We start from the raw sequence: 17,281 nt of genomic DNA, 5'->3' as shown, positions 1-17,281 counted from the left end.
GGCGACAGCGTGATCCCGGGTGGGCACCAGGGCCGTCGACGATCAGCACGGTGTCCTTCGCGAACCGCTCGCGGGGCTGGAGGGCGAGCATTGGCCCGAGGTGAACGATGATTCGGTCCGCCACCGATTTGGAAACCCCGAAGAGGGCCGCCAGTTGGCGCATGGTCAGGTTCGTGCGCCGGTACGTCGCGACCAGCGGGGCCCGGTCCTCCAATGGCAGGCTCCACGGCCGGCTCCTGCGGACCGCGTCTGCACCCTCGCGCCGCAGAACCGTCATCAGCTTGGCAAAGGCGCGCGGGCTCAGCCCGGTGAACGGGGCTATCCACGAGGGCTCCGACGCCGTGATCACACCAGCCATACGACAGATCATTTCAGTTGCCGACACGTCTTCCCGCGACTGATCCTGGGCACCGGGCAAGCAAGGAGGAACAGGATGGGGCTCATGCTTTCCCCCGGAGACGACGACGTGACCAGCCCAGACGTCTCCTGGTCCTACACCGGCTTCAACGTGTTCAGGGAGTGGCTGGCCCAGGCGGAAGGGTTCACGCTTGCGGAGATGAACGGATTCGGTGGAGACCGCATGTGGAGCAGCGTCTCCACCACGCTGGCACCGCTACTCGACCATCCGGACGACAACGGCTCTCTCGGGCCCGCTCAATGCGCGGCCATGCTGCCCAGGCTGGAAGCAATCACCGACCAGCGGCGACACGAGGACGGGGACCCCGTCCTTGAGCGACGCATCGACGACGTGCGCCAACTGGTCACGGTCATGAAGTACTGCTTGGAGAAGGAAGTCGAGCTCATCTTCTGCTGACCGCCGCGAGCTGTCTCCCAGCAGTTACGGACAGTCCTTAGCCGACCATGCAGGCCATGTGAAGTGAAGAGGGCAGTTCCCGAGGGCTGTCATTGCGGAGACCTGGCGGAGATCGGCACTCGGGCGGGGCGGTCGCTCAGGGGCTTCCGGAAGCAGCGATGGTCCGTTGATGAATACGTGCTGCTGCATGTCCGGTTCGGAGTGGGGCCGCATCGTGTCCGAGAGGGAGGAGTCCTTGCGCCGCCCCGTGGCGCACGCCTTCGTTGCCGTCGTTCAACAGGCCAGTGAACTCGGGCGGATGGTGCTTGTCGCCGGTGAGTGCCCACCCAGGGGTGGCGAGGGGGGAGTTGCGTAGATGGTGGTGGCGGCCGGCGTGGAGGATGCGGGCCATGTCGTAGCGTTCGTCCACTCCGGTCGCGGCCCTCGAAGGCGTGGCGGTGCTGCTTGCTGCGCGGCAGCGCGCCGTCGCCGTCGGAGTGGCAGAGGGCGGTGGTGTCCTCTGTGAGGAAGGACGTCTCCAACTCCTATGCGGGGTAGGGAAGAAGGCCCGCGTCGATCTTCTCCCAGGCCGCTGCGAGCTCGGCCACCAGTTCCGGTTCGTGCGCCGACCGGTCGGCGCACTCCCGCTGGTCCTGCTCCAGGTCGTAGAGCGCGTCCTTGCCGTTCTTGTGCGGGAACTTGGCTTTCGTCGCGCGGTAGTACTTCCACTTGCCGCGACGTAGCGCCCGCTCTTCACGGGTGCGCCAGAAGAGGTCCCGCTCGGGTGCCTGCTCGTTGCGCAGCAGGTATCCGGTGAGGCTGACGCCGTCCAGAGGGGTGGCCGGGTCGGGGCGAGCCCCGGCGGTGTCGAGGAAGGTGGCGGTCCAGTCCGGAGTGAACACGGGGATGTGACTGATCTGGTGCCCGTGGATCCGGGCCGGCCACCGCATGATGGTCGGCACCCGGATTCCGCCTTCCTGCAGCGCGTACTTGCTGCCGCTGAGCGGCCAGCTGTTGGAGTACCGTTCGCCGCCGTTGTCGCTGGAGAAGACGACGACCGTGTCGCGGTCCTGCCCCGACCGTTTGAGGGCCCGCATGACCTCGCCGACGGAACGGTCCAGGCTCTCGACCATCTGCCGGTACTTGTCCAGGGAACCGCCGTCCATGTGCGCGAGGGCCAGCTGAGCCTGTTCCAGCGGCAGTTCGAGGACGAGCTTCTCCAGCCGCGCGGCCTCCTCCGTGTCGCCCTCGGCGATCCAAGGCCAGTGGGCGGTCGTGTAGTTGAGGTTGAGCAGCCACGGCCTGTCGTGGTCGCGCCCGATGAACTCGCTCGCCCGCTCGGTGAGGATCCGGGTGTAGTAGCGCAGGTCCTTGTAGGGCGTCTCGCCCTCGTAGAGGTCGTACCGCCTGTCGCTGGTGAGCTTCGAGTAGTACTCCAGGGCGCCCCCGAAACTCCCGAAGAACTCGTCCCAGCCCGACCTGGTGGGGGAGTACTCGGGCAGGAAGCCGCAGTGCCACTTGCCGATCATCGCCGTCGTGTACCCGGCTCCGCCCAGGAGCGAGGCCAGCGTGGGATGGGTGGGTTCGAGACCGACGGTGGACTTCTCGATGATCGGCTCCTCCAACCCGGCCTCCGTACGCCCCGGATAGCGACCGGTGTAGAGACTGAGCCGGGTGGGCGAGCAGGTGGACGACCCGGCGTAGCCATCGGTGAACCGCACGCCCTGCGCGGCGAGTCGGTCGAGATTCGGGGTCTTGATGTGGGGCGAGCCGTAGCAGGAGAGATCGGCCCAACCGAGATCGTCGGCGAGGACGTAGAGCAGGTTCGGCCTCTTGGACTTGCGGTCAGGCGAGGCCCGGAAGGGCCGTTCCTCGGCGGCGGACCGCGTGCTCGCCGCGGCCTGGGCCTCGGTGGCGGGCAGACCGGCTATCGCGACAGCCGCTCCCGCTCCGACGGCGCCGCCGAACGCTCGGCGGGACAGCTTCTGTTCAGGCTGGGACACAGTTCGCTCCTCTACCGGTCTACCGGGCAAGACGCTATGTGGTGCTGGGAAAGAGTCTGGTCGCGGTGGACGGCGCCGTTTCATTCGGCGTCGCCAGGTTCTGTGCGTTCTCTGGGAGTTCTCGGCCGGCGGTGACGGTGAAATCATCCGGTAACCAGCTCAATTCGGGACAGGAGTGACCTGCGATTTCCAGGAAACTCCCAGGAATTCCCCGGAAGCAGCCATGTGGGGTTGCGAGAGTGCAGCCACGCCGACGGATGACGACACCCCGGCGCGGCATGGGCCGCTTCGAGCACGTGCCGCTCGCCGGGGACTCCACGTGCAGGGCAAGGACCCGACGAGCAGCGCCCGCACGGTCATTCGTTCCGGCAGTCCCCAGATCGCCCCATTCCCCTTCCAGGAGCCACGTGTGGCAGCCACTCTCTACAAACTCGGCCGGTTCGCCTTCCGGTACCGCTATCTCGTGGTCCTGTTGTGGATCTCGCTTCTCACCCTGGGCGGCATGGCCGCCGCGCAGGCCCCCGCTTCCGGTCCCACGAGCTTTGCCATGCCCGGCACCGAATCCCAGCGCGCCTACGATCTGATCGACGAGCGCTTCGAGGGACAGAAGGCCGACGGAGCAACGGCACGGGTTGTCTTCAAGGCCCCCGAGGGCCACAGGATCACTGAACCGGCCCTGCGTGAAGCGATCGGGACCGCGGTCGAGGCACTCGCCTCCGGGGCCGAAGTCGCCCAGGTCACCGACCCGTTCAAGGCGAAGGCCGTCAGCGCCAACCAGGCCGCCGCGTACGCGCAGGTGAGCTACCGGGTCTCCGCGGCCGAACTGTCGGAGGTCTCCCGTGGCGAGCTCGGCGACGCGGTGGGCGAAGCCTCGCGGTCGGGGATGACGGTCGAGGTCGGAGGCGCGACGCAGAAGGGCGGCAAGGGTTCGCACGCCGCCGAAGCCATCGGTCTCGCCGTCGCGGCCGTCGTCCTGCTGCTCACCCTGGGCTCGCTGCTCGCCGCCGGGCTGCCGCTGGTCACCGCGCTCGTCGGTGTCGCCATCGGCGTGTGCTCCATCACCGCACTGGCCTCGACGCTCCAGTTGGACTCCACCACCTCCGTGCTCGCCATGATGCTGGGCCTGGCCGTGGGCATCGACTACGCGCTGTTCATCGTGTCGCGCTACCGCAGCGAACTGGCAGAGGGCCGGCGCCCGGAGGACGCGGCCGGGCGGGCGCTCGGCACCGCGGGATCGACGGTCGTCTTCGCCGGTCTGACCGTGGTGATCGCACTCGCCGGTCTGGCCGTGGTCAACATCCCGCTGCTGACGAAGATGGGCATCGCGGCGGCGGGGACCGTCGTCCTGGCCGTGCTCGTCGCACTGACCCTGGTGCCCGCGCTCCTCGGTATCGCCGGACGCCGGATCACAGCGCCCCGGGTTCGGCACGAGGCAGCACGCGCCGAGGCCGTCGAGGACGCGGGGAGCGCCGCGGCAGTACGGAACATGGGCAGCCGCTGGGCGGCATTCGTCATCCGCCGCCCCGTGGCCGTGCTCGTCGTCGGGGTGATCGCGCTGTGCGCACTGGCTGTCCCCGCGGCGTCCCTCCAGCTCGGGCTGCCCGACGAGGGCTCCCAGCCGGAGAGCACCACGCAGCGCAGGGCGTACGACCTGATCTCGGAGAACTTCGGCCCCGGCTTCAACGGGCCGTTGCTCGCCGTCGCGGACGTGGAGGACAGCGACAACCCGAAGCAGGCCGTCAGTGAGGTGTCCGCCGTCCTGAAGGACGTCGACGGCGTCTCCGCCGTCAGCCCGCCCCGCTTCAACGAGGCCGGTGACACGGCGATGATCACCGTCATCCCGGAGTCCCGGCCGGGCAGCGCCGAGACCGAGGGCGTGGTCCATGCCATCCGTGACGAAGGCGGCGACGTCATGGGCGAGTCCGGCGGCCGGCTGATGGTGTCCGGCAGCACGGCGATGAACATCGACGTGTCTCAGAAGCTGGACGACGCGCTCCTGCCCTACCTGGCTCTTGTCGTCGGCCTCGCCTTCCTGCTCCTCATCATGGTCTTCCGCTCCCTCGCGGTGCCGCTCAAGGCCGCCCTGGGGTTCCTGTTCTCCGTCGCCGCCTCGCTCGGGGCCGTCGTCGCGGTCTTCCAGTGGGGCTGGCTCTCCTCGCTGATCGGGGTCACCGACCCCGGGCCCGTGATGTCGATGATGCCGATCTTCATGGTCGGAATCGTCTTCGGCCTTGCCATGGACTACGAGGTGTTCCTGGTGACCCGTATCCGCGAGGCGTACATCGGCGGCCACACGGCTCACGAGGCGATCGTCACCGGATTCCGCCACAGCGCGCGGGTGGTCACGGCCGCGGCGCTGATCATGATCGCCGTGTTCGCGGGATTCGTCGGGTCCGACGAACAGATGGTGAAGACCATCGGGTTCGGCCTGGCCACCGCGGTGTTCATCGACGCCTTCGTCGTACGGATGACCCTTGTCCCCGCCGTACTCGCCCTCATGGGCGACACGTCGTGGTGGCTGCCGCTTCGCCTCGAAGCCGTACTGCCCCGTGTGGACATCGAGGGGGACGACCTGCGGGCCGAGGACGCACACGACGAGATCGCCGCTCATCCCGGCGCCCATTCCTGACGGCCCGGGACGGAGAGAGCCTGCGATGGCTGCCCCGACAAAGACGGCGAAGACAGCGAAGACGGCGAAGACTACGAGAAATGCGAAGACGATGAGAGCGACGAAGGCGGCAGCGGAAGCGACGGTTTCTGAAAAGGCGTCCGTTCCGAAGGCCCCGGGCACCGTCACCCGCCACATCCTGGAAGGAGCGGCCGCCGCCACAGCCGCCGTCGCCGTGATGACGCTACTCGCGTACGCGGCGCTGAAGGGCCTGCACGCCGAATCGGCCGGGTCGCTGAGCCTGCTGGTGCCGATGATCGTCAGCATGGCTGTGGGCGGCACGTTGACGCTGTCGTCGGGAGGCGGCGGCGCCGTGGGCGGGGGTGATGCCCCCGGCGGCGGCCTGGCCGGTCTCCTGGGCGGCGGGGGAGGGGCCGGGGGCATGAAGCTGGAGGTGGCCGGCGGCATCGACCTCATGCCGCTGACGCTCACGCTCGTCGGCTCCGTGGTGCTCGCCACGCTCTTCTTCCGGCCGCTCAAGGGGCGCGGCAGGCCCGGCGGGGCGCTGTTCGGGGCCCGGTTCGGCGGAGCGGTGGTCGCCGGGGTGACGGCGTTCGCCGTGGCCTCCTCCCAGGCCTCCGGGAAGCTGCGGCTACCGGAATCCGTGACCGAGAAGCTCGGGCAGGGCAGAGGAGGCGGCGGCCGTGGCGGGCAGGTCCTCAGCGACGCCATCAAGGACATCGCCGTCGATGTCGACACCGCCACGGTGGCCGTCCAGGGGCTCGTCTGGATGCTCGCCGTCCTGGGCATCGGCTGCGTCGCCGCCCGCCGCACCTGCCTGCCGCGCTCCTTGGCGATGTCCGGGATCCGGCGCAGATGGAACCCCGCCACCTCGGCGGTCTCCGGAGTCCTCCTGGTCCTGGTTCTCATCCCGTCGGCGCTGTCCGCCGTGCTGGTCGCCCTGCCGCTCACCGGCCGCGAGATGCCGGGCGCCGCTGCGAAGGCCGGCGGAGCGCTCCTGCTCCTCGCGCCCAACCTCCTGACCGTCCTCCTGACCGCCGGGGCAGGTTCCGCCTGGCAGGGCACCATGCAGAGGCAACAAGGCCAGGGTGGGGGAATGGGGGCCATGTTCGGCCAGGGCGGGGCCGCCCCCTCGCCCCCGCCCCGCGTCAAGAACGTCATGGACATCGCGGTCGCGGGCATTCCCCTGTGGGCCATCGGCCTTGCCCTGCTGCTCACCGTGCTGCTCGTCTGCGGCTACCGGACCACAGCCCGCACGCCTGTCCCCACCGCACGCGCGGCGGCGAACGCCCTGCTCGGCTTCCATCTGCGGATCGCGATGCGCATCGGGGTCATCACATCCCTGTGCACCGTGCTGTTCTCCTGGCTCACCACAGCCTCCGGCACCTTCGGCATCAGTATCATGGGCATGCAGATGGGCGGTGCCGAGGCAGACCTGGGCGGGGACTGGCTCTTGGCCTGTCTCACCGGCAGCATCCTCGGCGGCGCCGCGGGGTACGCCGGAAGCCATCTCCACCGTCTTTGCCGGCTCCGCCGGATGCGGCGATCCCCCGCGGTATCCGGGGCGAAGAACCGTCCGGGTCCGTCATCGGATCCGGAGCGTCCACGGCCCCGGGACGCCGCAGCCAAGAACTCATGACCGCGCCGCGAGGCGACCACTGCTGTCCAGGATGCCGAGGATGACCACTCCCCTTCCGGCCACCGGCGGGAATCTGCTCGTCGTCGACGACGAACAGACCGTCCGCGAGCTGCTGCCGACCGCCCTGCGCTACGCGGGCTTCACCGTGGACACCGCCGCCAACGGCGAGCAGGCCCTGGACAGAGCGGCGCAGCACCCGCCGGACCTGGTGCTGCTCGATGTCATGCTGCCCGACATGGACGGCTTCGAAGTCATCCGGCGCCTGCGGGAGCAGCCGAACCCGGCGGCCACCGACCGCCTCGGCCCCATTCCCGTCATCTTCCTCACCGCCCGGGAAGCCACCCAGGACAAGGTCAACGGACTCCTCCTGGGTGGCGACGACTACGTCACCAAGCCGTTCGACCTCGAAGAGCTGATCGCCCGCATCCAGGCCATCCTGCGCAGAACCAAGGGAAACCCCCGGGCGACCTTGATGATCGCCGACCTCGAACTCGACCCGGAGGGGCATCAGGTCACCAGAGCGGGAGTCCCGATCCGGCTTTCTCCCACCGAATTCCGGCTCCTGCACTTCCTCCTCTCGAACCCGGGGAGCACCGTGACCAAGCCGCAGATTCTGGAACACGTCTGGCGCTACGACTTCGGCGGAGACCCCAGCATCGTGGACAACTACATCAGCTATCTGCGGCGCAAGATCGACAACGGGGGTCCGAAGCTCATCCACACGGTCCACGGGATCGGCTACGTCATGCGCGGCCCTCGCGCGTGATCCTGCGTATGGCGAGTTCCAGGGTCCGTCTGGCCGTGAATCGGTATTCCCTCCGTGCCCGCCTGTTGTTCCTCTCGGCGACGCTGCTCGCCGTCGGCCTGCTGACCAACAGTTTCTTCGTGATCAACGCGCTGGACGGCTACCTGATGAAGCAGGCCGATTCCCGGCTCAGGATCACCACGGAGATCTGCGCCCGGCTCCCCGCCACCGCCCTGGAACCCCTGGAGGGCCAACCGCTCCCCTCGCAGTGGAATCAGTTCAGTGGCCTCGTGGTCCTGTACGCGGACGATCAGGGGGAAGCCCTGGACACGCTCCGCCCGGAGAAGGCGCCGCCCGGCGGTGGTCCTGATCTGCCGGTTCTCGACACCGATGCCGTGGTCGCGCGCCAGGGCAGACCGTTCACCGTCGACTCCCAGGACGGTTCGGGGCGGTGGCGGGCCATCGCGGTGCCTCACCGGGCTCCCAACGGCCCCTCCGACGCCTACGAAGGACCCGGCAATGTGATCGTGGCGGCCTCTCTCAGCCAAGTGGACGACACCGTGAACGAGATCCGGAGCATCTCCGCCACGGTCGGCAGCGTCCTGGTCTGCCTCCTCACGGCGGTCGGCTGGCTCGCCGTGCGATCGGGACTCCGCCCCCTCACCCGTATCGAGGAGACCGCCACGGCCATCGCCCACGGCGACCTGTCCCGCCGCGTGCCCGCACTGGCCGGACCGCGTACGGAAACGGGACGGCTCACGGCCTCGCTCAACGGGATGCTCGTCCAGATCGAGACCGCCTTTCAGGCCAGGGAGGAAGCGGAGGCGCGGATGCGTCGGTTCGTGGCCGACGCCAGTCACGAAATGCGCACCCCGCTGGTCGGTATCAAGGGCTACACGGACCTCTACCGCATGGGCGCCCTGCCCACCCGGAAGAATGTCGACGAGACCATGGAACGCATCGCCCGGGAGTCCGAACGCCTGGGCAGGCTCGTCCAGGACATGCTGCTGCTCGCGAAACTCGACGAGAGCAACTTCCTGACGCGGTCGGCACCGCGAACCCCCACTCCGTACCCGCTGGACCTGGCCCCCATGGACCTGCGCACCCTCGCCGTCGACGCCCTGCACGACATCCGGGCCATGGCCCCGAACCGGTCCGTCGGTCTGACCGGTCCCGACGCGGGGAAGGCCACCTCGGCTCCGGCGCTCGCGGACGAGGCGCGGCTGCGCCAAGTGGTCAGCAACCTGGTCGGCAACGCGCTGAACCACACACCGCCCGACAGCGACATACGCATCGGCGTCGGCTCCCTCGACGGCCATGCCGTACTGGAGATCGAGGACGGTGGACCGGGCCTGACGCCGGACGAACAGGAGCGAGTCTTCGAGCGCTTCTACCGGGCGGACAACTCCCGAAGCCGCGTGGCCGGCGGGGGCTCCGGGCTCGGGCTCGCCATCGTCTACGCGCTCGTCACCGCGCACGGCGGCCGGATAGAACTGCGCTCAGCACCGGGCGAAGGCTGCCGTTTCAGAGTGCTGCTGCCCCAGCTGCGCATCGGACCCTGACCTGATGTGGGTCGCACGCGTGTCCGAGGCTGCGGGCTGGGGGTAATCGTGCTGGTTGCGACCTGTTCTCGGTGACGTTCTCATCAATGTGAACGCCGTTTGCCGTGGGGGTTGTTCCCGGTCTTCGTGTGACTCTTCCCCGGGGCCTGAAGCCTTTCCCTGAATGTCCTCGCCTTTTCGTACTCGCTCGTCGGTGGCGGTGTCGGTTTGCAGAAGTCGTGTGCGCTGCCCACGTGTTGCAGGAGACGGTGATCGGGCGTTGGGGGAATGCCGATGGCAGATGCGGCGAATCGTGTGTCCGAGGAACCGTCCGACGAAAGCCGGGGAGACAAGGCGTCCTGGCTCGTTGCGCATGGCGTTCTGCTTGAGCGTGGTCCGCGGCGCACGCTGGCGACCGCCAGCTTCATCAATATGCTCGGCAGTGGTGTGTTCACGCTCAGTGCGGCGGTGTTCTTCACCCGCTCCGTCGGACTGCCGGTGTCCCAAGTCGGCCTGGGCATGGGCCTGGGCGCCCTGGTGGGACTGCTGTCCGGGGTCCCGGTCGGGGGATCGCCGATCGTCGCGGGCCGCGTGAGATCTACATGCTGACCCTGACCGCGCGGGCCGTCGCCATGGCGGTGCTGGTGCTCGTCCACACCTTCTGGCTGTTCACGGCGGTGGTCTGCCTGACCGAACTCGCCAGTTCGGCCGGCCAGGCGGCCCGCGGGCCCATTGTGCGGGGCCTGGCCGGTGAGCGACCCGCCCGGTTCCGCGCCTATCTGCGCTCTGCCGTGAACCTGGCCTCCAGCATCGGCGCCCTGCCGGCCGCGCTGGTCGTGCAGTTGGATACGCATGCCGCGTATCTGTGCCTGGTCCTGGGCAACGCCCTGAGCTTTCTGGCAACGGCTTTCGTCGTGGCCCGTCTTCCTTTCCTGCCTCCTGTTCCGACCCCTGCCGGTGCCGGACGCTGGTCGGCGTTGAAGGACTACCGCTACATGGCGGTCACCGCACTGGACGGCATCATGGCGATGCACGGCTCCGTCCTGGTCTTCGCCCTGCCCCTGTGGATCGTCGGACACACCCACGCGCCCCGCTGGTTCGTCGGAACCAGTGTCCTGGTCAACACCATCATGGTGGTCGTCCTTCAGGTCAGGGCGAGCCGGGACGTCGACAGCAACGCTTCCGCCGCACGCGCCTGGCGCCGTGCGGGCTGGGCCTTCCTGGCCGGGCTGGCCCTGATCGGCTTCGCCTCCGGCCTGCCCGCGTGGGGTGCGGTGCTGCTGATCCTGCTCGGAGTGGGCGTCCACACCCTGGGTGAACTCCTGTACCCGGCAGGCTCGTTCGAGCCGCGCTACAACCTGGCCCCCGCGCATGCCCAGGGGCAGTACTCGGGTGTCTTCCGCTTCGGCAGTGGACTGACGAGTGTTGCCGCACCCTCGCTTCTGGCCTGGGCCTGCCTCAAGGCGGGCACACCTGGCTGGCTTCCGCTGGGAGGGCTCTTCCTCTGTGTCGGGCTGGTGGTACCCCGCACGGTCCGATGGGCGGAGCGACCCCGCCCGGTCCAGCTGTGGGGCGTGGTGGGGTCAACCGGCCTCGGTTCCGGACCCGGCCGTGGACTCGGACCCGGCCTCGGTCCCGGCTTCGATCTCGGTGTCGGCCTCGGTATTGGTCTCCGCCCCGGCCGGAGCGGGCTCCACATCGCGCAGGTTGCGCAGGGGGGAGAAGAGCACCCAGAGTCCGCCGAGGCTCGAACCGATGAGGCCGATCCACAGGGTGGCGCGCAGGCCGTACCAGGTCGCGAACGTGCCGCCGAGGAGGGCGCCCAGCGGGATGGTGCCCCAGACGATCCAGCGCACCGCCGCGTTCATCCGGCCGAGCAGCTCCGGCGGGCAGATTCGCTGGCGGTAGGTGACCTGCGCGGTGTTGTAGACGACGGCGCCGAAGGTGAAGGAGAACCAGCCGATCCCGTACAGGACCACCCGCCAACCCGGGTACGCGAGCGGGGTGAGGAAGGAGGGCAGGCCGAGTGCCAGTGGTGCCAGCCAGATGATCCGGGCCGAGCCGACGGCGCGGGCGAGCCGGCCCGCGAGCAGTCCGCCCACCACGCCGCCGACGGGCCCGAGGGCGAGGAGCAGACCGGCCCGGCCGGGGGAGAGCCCGAGGACTCTGATCAGGAACGGCATCTCCATCGCCAGGGCCATGTGTGCGAACAGGTTCACCGTTCCGGTGCAGGCGACGATCCGGCGCAGCACCGGATGGTGGAGTACGAACCCGAGTCCCTCGCCCATGTCCTGACGGAACGACGGCCGCGGGCCCTCCGGGCGGGCCGGTTTCGGTTCCGGTGTCCGGATCAGGAACAGCGACACCGCGCTGACGAGGAACGACACCGCGTCGGCGGCCAGCGCTCGGGCCCCGCCGAAGGCCGCCACCAGGACGCCCGCCACGGTGGGGCCGAGCGTGGCCGCCGACGAACTGGTCGTGCCCAGTTTGCCGTTGGCGTCGATCAGTGAATCCGTTTCGACCAGGACGGGCAGATAGCTCTGGTACGCCACGTCGAAGAACACCGTCAGGGAGCCCGTGACGAGCGCCACCGCACAGAGGTGGGTCAGCGTCAGTGTGTCCAGGTACCAGGCCACCGGCACCGTCGCGATGACCACGGCGCGCAGTACGTCGCACCACATCATCAGCCGGTGCCGGGCGACCCGGTCCACCACCACGCCCGCGGGCAGCGCGACGAGCAGGAACGCCAGTGAACCGAGCGCCGTGAGCAGACCGGCCTGGAAGTTCGAGGCGTCGAGCGCGGTGACGGCGATGAACGGCAGCGCGAACGGGGTGATCGTCGAGCCGATCTCGCTGACCGTCTGGCCGCTCCACAGCAGCATGAAGTCGCGGTGGCGCAGCAGGGACGGGGGCCCGGTGTCGGGTGGGGTCGCGGTCACAGTATCGATCCGATGGCTCGTAGGGGCTGGGAGGTGAACTCGGTGAGCAGGGTGAGGTATCGCGCGGCGAGGCGTCGCGCGGTGGTTTCCTCGAACAGGTCGGTGCTGTACTCCAGGCGTCCGGTGCAGCCCGCGCCTTCCCGGGTGAGCGACAGGGACAGGTCGACCTTGGCGGTCCGGGTGTCCCCGAACCGGCGGGTGACCCGGCAGTCTGCGAGCCGCAGGCCGGGCGGCGCCGCCGGCTGGTAGCTGAACATCAGCTGGAACAGCGGATTGGCGCCGGGGTCCCGTGCCGGGTTCAGCTCCTCCACCAGGAGCTCGAACGGCAGCGCCTGGTGGGCGAGGGCGCCGCGGCTCTCGTCGCGCGCCCGCAGTACCAGGTCGCGGAAGGCCGTCCCGTCCGGCACCGCCAGCCGGTGGACGACCGTGTTGCCGAACATGCCGATGAGCGAGAAGTGGCTCTCCCGTTCCCGCAGGGCCACCGGAGCGCCGACCACGGCCTCCGGACCACCGCCCTCCTCGCGGACCAGGGCGGCGAACGTGGCGAGCAGCACGGCGTACGGGGTGGTGCCGCAGGCGCGGGCCAGCAGAGCGACCTGCTCGACCACCTCCGGGCCGACCGTGAACGGCACATGGGCGCCGGCGAAGCTCCACACCGCCGGGCGGGGGTGGTCGGACGGCAGGCCCGCCGACGCCGGGATGCCGTCGAGGTGCTTGCTCCAGTGGTCGCGGGAGCGGTTCAGGGCGTTGCCCGCGACCCGGTCCGTCTGCCACCGGGCGAAGTCCGTGTACTGCTCGGTCAGCGGCGGCAGTTCGGGGGTCCGGTTTGTCGTGAGAGCCTCGTAGCAGGTCGAGAGCTCGTTCTCCAGCACGGCGAGCGACCAGCCGTCGCAGGCGATGTGATGGAGTGTCAGAAGGAGTGTGTGACGGTCGGGGGCCGTTGTGAGGAGCAGGGGCCGGAGCACCGGGCCGTCGCTCAGGTCGAACGGCCGGAGGGCTTCGCCTCCGCCGAGCCGTTCCGCCTCGGCCGCCGGGTCCTCGTGTCCGGTCAGGTCCACGAGGGGGACCGCCACCGGCTCCGCGGGCCGGACGGTCTGGCGCACGGCGCCCCGGGCCGTGCGGTAGCCGGTCCGCAGCACCTCGTGCCGCCGGACCAGCTCGGTCAGCGCCCCCTCCAGGGCCCGGACGTCCGGCCGCCCGCTGATCCGGTAGACGAGCGGAACGGTGTAGGCCGGGCAGTCCGGATGGAGCCGGTCCAGGATCCACAGCCGTTTCTGCGCGCAGGAGACCGGGTGGTCACCGGTCACGGGGACACCCCGTCGCAGGCCCCGGCCGGGAGCTGCGCGGACACCTCGGCCGCGAGCCGGACGACCGTCGGGTCGTAGAGGAACTCGCCCAGCCCCACCTGCACCCCGAAGGCGTCGTTGGTCCGGGACAGCAGCCGCATCGCGAGCAGCGAGTGGCCGCCCAGCGCGAAGAAGTCGTCGGTCACGCCGACCGAGGCCAGGCCGAGCAGTTCGGCGGCGAGCGCCGCCAGGTCCCGCTCCAGACCGCTCCGGGGCGACACCGCGGCCCCGCCCTCGCCGCCCGCCGGGACCGCCGCCAGCGCCGCCCGGTCCACCTTGCCGCTGGTCGTCAGCGGCAGCGCGGGGACGACCACGAAGGCGGACGGGATCATCCACTCCGGGAGCCGGCCGGCCAGGAACTCCCGCAGCCCGGTCGGTGACCCGCCGGGGACGGCCGGGGCCAGATGGGCCACGAGCCGCCGTTCGCCCGCCGAGTCGTCGGCGACCACCGCCACCTCGCGGACCTCCGGGTGCAGGCTCAGGGCCGCCGTCACCTCGCCCGGCTCGACCCGGTAGCCGCGGATCTTCACCTGGTCGTCGACCCGCCCGAGGAAGTCGAGCCGCCCGTCCGCCAGGACGCGCACCAGGTCCCCGGTGCGGTACATGCGGGCGCCGTCCTCCGTCGCGTACGGATCCGGCAGGAAACGTTCCTCGGTCTGCTCCGGCCGGCCCGTGTAGCCCCGGGCCACGCCCGGCCCGCCGATGAACAGCTCGCCGGTCGACCCCTCCTCGACCGGCTCCAGGTCCTCGCCGAGGACGTAGCAGTCGGCATGGGCGACGGGCCGGCCGATCGGCACCGAGCGGGCGTCCTCGGGAAGCGTGGTCACGCTGCCGCAGACGGCGAAGGTGGTGGTCTCGGTCGGACCGTAGGCGTTGACGAACCGGGCCGGGCGGGCGGACGGTTCCGCGTCGAGCAGGCGGCGCACCGCGGCGACGTTCAGGACATCGCCGCCGACCAGGAGGTTGCGCAGGCCGGCGAAGCTGTCGGGCCGGTCGGCCATCACGGTGGTGAAGAGGGCTGAGGTGAGGAACATCGAGCTGATCCGGTGCTCCGCGAGGGCCTTGCCCAGTGCTCCTGGTGTCAGCACCGTCGCGGTCGGGATCACGACGACCGTGCCGCCGTTCAGGAGCGCTCCCCACACCTCGAAGGTGAAGGCGTCGAAGGAGGAGTCGGCCACCTGGGCGATGCGCTCGTCCGGGCCGAACTCCATGTAGTCGGCGCCGCGGACCAGACGCAGCACCGAGCGGTGCTCGACGACGACGCCCTTGGGCCGGCCGGTGGAGCCGGAGGTGAACAGGACGTACGCGGCAAGGCGGGAGCCCGTCGCGGGCCGCGGCGGGCCGGCCGCGGCCCCCGTGTCCGCCCGCTCCGCCAGGGACAGTTCGTCGGCCGTGACCACCACGGCCGCCCCGGCGGCGGCCAGCATGCCTTCCTGGCGCTCCCGGGGGTGGCCGGGGCCGACGGGTACGTAGGCGCCGCCGGCCTTCAGGATCCCGAGCACCGCCGTGACGAGGCCGTGCCCGCGTTCCAGCCGCACGCCCACCGGGGCGCCGTCGGTCACACCCCGGCCGCGCAGCAGCCGCGCCAGCCGGTCGGACCGGACGTCGAGCTCCGCGTACGTGAGGCTGTGGTCGCCGTCCACGACGGCCGGTGCGTCCGGCCGGGCCCGCACCTGTTCGGCGAAGACCGCGGGGATGGAGGCGTCGTGCGGATAGGGGGTCGTGGCGCCGCGCAGGATGCTCATTCGTCGTTCTCCGCTTCTCTGTCGAGGGACTCGGCGTGCGCCGCGGCGCACGCGCGCAGCTCGCCGTCGTACCGGATCCGGCCGCCGGGACCGGCCAGCCGCGGTGCGGCGACGGCGGTCCGGCGGATCATCGTGACGCTGTTCTGCCGGAGCTTGTGCGACTCCAGGAGGTTCATGACCTCCAGCTCGCCCGGCCGTGCCCGCTGGAGTCCGGCGAGATAGCGCAGGATCGCCTCGCCCTCCGGATAGGTCATCAGGTAGTGCAGCACCACGACCCCGCCCGCCGGATCGATCCGGTCGAGGAAGTGGTCCAGGAAGTACAGGCAGTCCCACGCGTCGACCCACGCCAGGTCGATCGGCTCGAAGTCCGGCGGCAGCGCGGCGTCCGCCTCGCGCAGCGGCGCGTCCACGACGGTGACCTGCCCGGCGAGCCCGAGTCCGTCCAGCACGTCCTCGACCCGGTCCGCGGAGGACTCGGGGATCGACCGGTCGTCCACCGCCACGAACCGCGGCCGGTACGGCTCCAGATGGGCGGCCGGGGCCGCGAGCGCCGGCTCGGCGCGCAGCCAGTCGTCGTCCAGCGGTGTTCCACCGCTCAGATACGGCCGGGTCTTGGCGGCGAGCAGCCGTGACTCCTGGTCGGCCTCCTCCCGGGCCCCGGCCAGCGCCGCCGCCAGGAACGGGGTGGTGTAGCCCATCCCGACCTCCAGGACCCGGCGGGGCCGCGTCATCCTGATCAGTCCGGCGAGGAAGGGGGCGACCGCCTCGGTGCCCATGCCCGGCACCCGCAGCCGGCCGACCGCCGCGGCGAAGCCGGGGTCGTCCAGCCGCACGGTCTTCTCGACGTGGTCAGCCATGGGCCTGCTCCCGGGCGTTGAGGTCGGCTATCCGTTCGAGACCCTTCAGGACGGTCCCGGCCGGCAGCCCGAAGTCGATCAGACAGGCGATCTCGTCCACCCCGATCCCGCGCAGCCGCTCGATCCCGCGCGCCGCCGTCGCCGGTGAGCCGAGCAGGCCGCAGTCGTCCACGTAGCGGTCGAAGGAGCGCTGTACCAGGAACTCCAGGTCGGCCGGGTGCAGCTTCGCGGGATCGATCCGGCGTCTGCCGTCCAGCCCCGAGCCGAGCAACAGCCCGAGCGAGCCGCGCAGATAGCGCAGCAGCGGTTCCCGCACCAGCTCCCTGACCTGCTCCTCGTCGTCGTCCAGATAGGTGTGCACCATCAGGGCCACATGGCGGCCGCCCGCCGCGCGGTACTCGCCGATCTTGTACGCGAGGTCGTCCAGGTCCTGGCCGAGGAGGTGGGTCAGGATGCCCGCCCCCATGGCCCCGGCGGCCCGGAAGGTCTCCACACCGCCCGCGCTGGTGATCCAGGTCGGCAGCTCCGGCTGCACCGGCCGGGGATGGACGGACACCTTCCGCTCGGTTCCGGTCCCGTCCGGCAGGGTGAGCGACGCGCCCCGCCACAGCTCCCGCACCAGCCGCACCTGGTCCGTCATCAGCTTCCTGCGGTCCGCGTACGCCTCCGGGCGCAGCGCGAAGTCCGCCGCGTGCCAGCCGGACGCGAAGGACACCCCGACCCGCCCGGCGGAGAGGTTGTCCACGACGGCCCACTCCTCGGCGATGCGCAGCGGATGGTGCAGCGGCGCCACGACGCTGCCCGCGCGGATCGCCACGCGTTCCGTGACGGCGGCGACCGCCGCCCCGGTCACCGCCGGGTTCGGGTACAGGCCGCCGAAGGGGTGGAAGTGCCGTTCCGGCGTCCACACCGCGGCCAGGCCGTGGGCGTCGGCGAACCGCGCCCCGTCCAGCAGGAGCCGGTACCGGGGCCCGGTGATCTCCGCGCTGTCGCTGGCGAAGTAGAAGAGGCCGAAGTCCATGCCGCGGGACGGAAAGGGCCCGG

General features: G+C 70.5%; 12 protein-coding genes and 2 pseudogenes. 7 read left to right on the top strand and 7 right to left on the bottom strand.

Going from position 1 to position 17,281, the window contains the following annotated elements; all coding sequences use genetic code 11:
• A pseudogene (locus tag GA0115234_RS04070) lies at positions 1-358 on the bottom strand (transposase family protein); the annotation flags it as partial.
• An 84-nt stretch (positions 359-442) separates the two neighbouring features.
• On the opposite strand from GA0115234_RS04070, the gene GA0115234_RS04065 reads away from it, so the two are divergent.
• Entirely contained in the window at positions 443-814 is a 372-nt protein-coding gene (locus GA0115234_RS04065) for a hypothetical protein (RefSeq protein ID WP_343335931.1), read from the top strand.
• A 524-nt stretch (positions 815-1,338) separates the two neighbouring features.
• On the opposite strand, the gene GA0115234_RS04060 is transcribed toward GA0115234_RS04065, so the two are convergent.
• Complete coding sequence (locus GA0115234_RS04060; protein WP_370803777.1) at positions 1,339-2,826, bottom strand: sulfatase family protein; 1,488 nt, start codon at positions 2,824-2,826, stop codon at positions 1,339-1,341.
• A gap of 379 nt (positions 2,827-3,205) precedes the next feature.
• On the opposite strand from GA0115234_RS04060, the gene GA0115234_RS04055 reads away from it, so the two are divergent.
• The 6 genes and pseudogenes from GA0115234_RS04055 to GA0115234_RS44265 form a co-directional block, all read left to right on the top strand.
• Positions 3,206-5,425, top strand: a complete 2,220-nt coding sequence (locus GA0115234_RS04055; RefSeq protein WP_093539448.1) for an MMPL family transporter — start codon at positions 3,206-3,208, stop codon at positions 5,423-5,425.
• Positions 5,426-5,516: 91 nt separating this feature from the next.
• Positions 5,517-7,064 (top strand): streptophobe family protein, encoded by a 1,548-nt coding sequence (locus GA0115234_RS04050; RefSeq protein WP_141718388.1) that lies wholly within the window; start codon positions 5,517-5,519, stop codon positions 7,062-7,064.
• Between the two features lie 31 nt (positions 7,065-7,095).
• The gene (locus tag GA0115234_RS04045; protein ID WP_176729064.1) at positions 7,096-7,830 is read left to right on the top strand and encodes a response regulator transcription factor; all 735 of its coding nucleotides are present in this window, start codon (positions 7,096-7,098) and stop codon (positions 7,828-7,830) included.
• A gap of 35 nt (positions 7,831-7,865) precedes the next feature.
• Positions 7,866-9,371 (top strand): sensor histidine kinase, encoded by a 1,506-nt coding sequence (locus GA0115234_RS04040; RefSeq protein ID WP_343335930.1) that lies wholly within the window; start codon positions 7,866-7,868, stop codon positions 9,369-9,371.
• A gap of 273 nt (positions 9,372-9,644) precedes the next feature.
• On the top strand, positions 9,645-9,959 hold the full coding sequence (locus tag GA0115234_RS04035) for an MFS transporter (RefSeq protein ID WP_141718387.1): 315 nt from the start codon (positions 9,645-9,647) through the stop codon (positions 9,957-9,959).
• Positions 9,953-10,726 (top strand): annotated as a pseudogene (locus GA0115234_RS44265) (MFS transporter); the annotation flags it as partial. The gene GA0115234_RS04035 and the pseudogene GA0115234_RS44265, both read left to right, overlap by 7 nt.
• A 207-nt stretch (positions 10,727-10,933) precedes the next feature.
• Here the strand turns inward: GA0115234_RS44265 and GA0115234_RS04025 are convergent.
• From GA0115234_RS04025 to GA0115234_RS04005, 5 genes are read right to left on the bottom strand one after another with little or no spacing between them, the layout of a single operon-like run.
• Entirely contained in the window at positions 10,934-12,289 is a 1,356-nt protein-coding gene (locus tag GA0115234_RS04025; protein WP_093539443.1) for an MFS transporter, read from the bottom strand.
• Complete coding sequence (locus GA0115234_RS04020; RefSeq protein ID WP_161275567.1) at positions 12,286-13,596, bottom strand: condensation domain-containing protein; 1,311 nt, start codon at positions 13,594-13,596, stop codon at positions 12,286-12,288. The genes GA0115234_RS04025 and GA0115234_RS04020 overlap by 4 nt, the downstream gene beginning before the upstream one ends.
• Positions 13,593-15,380, bottom strand: a complete 1,788-nt coding sequence (locus tag GA0115234_RS04015; RefSeq protein ID WP_093539441.1) for a non-ribosomal peptide synthetase — start codon at positions 15,378-15,380, stop codon at positions 13,593-13,595. Before GA0115234_RS04015 ends, GA0115234_RS04020 begins: the two co-directional genes overlap by 4 nt.
• The gene (locus tag GA0115234_RS04010; RefSeq protein WP_093539440.1) at positions 15,377-16,237 is read right to left on the bottom strand and encodes a class I SAM-dependent methyltransferase; all 861 of its coding nucleotides are present in this window, start codon (positions 16,235-16,237) and stop codon (positions 15,377-15,379) included. Before GA0115234_RS04010 ends, GA0115234_RS04015 begins: the two co-directional genes overlap by 4 nt.
• Positions 16,230-17,258 (bottom strand): MupA/Atu3671 family FMN-dependent luciferase-like monooxygenase, encoded by a 1,029-nt coding sequence (locus GA0115234_RS04005; protein ID WP_093539514.1) that lies wholly within the window; start codon positions 17,256-17,258, stop codon positions 16,230-16,232. The genes GA0115234_RS04010 and GA0115234_RS04005 overlap by 8 nt, the downstream gene beginning before the upstream one ends.
• Positions 17,259-17,281 lie beyond the last annotated feature (23 nt).

Origin of the sequence: Streptomyces sp. DvalAA-43 (genome assembly GCF_900091725.1) — a bacterium.
Lineage (GTDB): Bacteria > Actinomycetota > Actinomycetes > Streptomycetales > Streptomycetaceae > Streptomyces > Streptomyces pulveraceus.
This window is presented reverse-complemented; position numbering and strand designations above follow the sequence as displayed.

Excerpts from the sequence above, each read along its gene's own strand:
- GA0115234_RS04065 (WP_343335931.1), top strand. The coding sequence starts at position 443 with ATGCTTTCCCCCGGAGACGACGACGTGACCAGCCCAGACGTCTCCTGG.
- GA0115234_RS04045 (WP_176729064.1), top strand. The coding sequence starts at position 7,096 with ATGCCGAGGATGACCACTCCCCTTCCGGCCACCGGCGGGAATCTGCTC.
- GA0115234_RS04010 (WP_093539440.1), bottom strand. The coding sequence starts at position 16,237 with ATGGCTGACCACGTCGAGAAGACCGTGCGGCTGGACGACCCCGGCTTC.
- GA0115234_RS04005 (WP_093539514.1), bottom strand. The coding sequence starts at position 17,258 with ATGGACTTCGGCCTCTTCTACTTCGCCAGCGACAGCGCGGAGATCACC.
- GA0115234_RS04035 (WP_141718387.1), top strand. The coding sequence starts at position 9,645 with ATGGCAGATGCGGCGAATCGTGTGTCCGAGGAACCGTCCGACGAAAGC.
- GA0115234_RS04050 (WP_141718388.1), top strand. The coding sequence starts at position 5,517 with ATGAGAGCGACGAAGGCGGCAGCGGAAGCGACGGTTTCTGAAAAGGCG.
- GA0115234_RS04015 (WP_093539441.1), bottom strand. The coding sequence starts at position 15,380 with ATGAGCATCCTGCGCGGCGCCACGACCCCCTATCCGCACGACGCCTCC.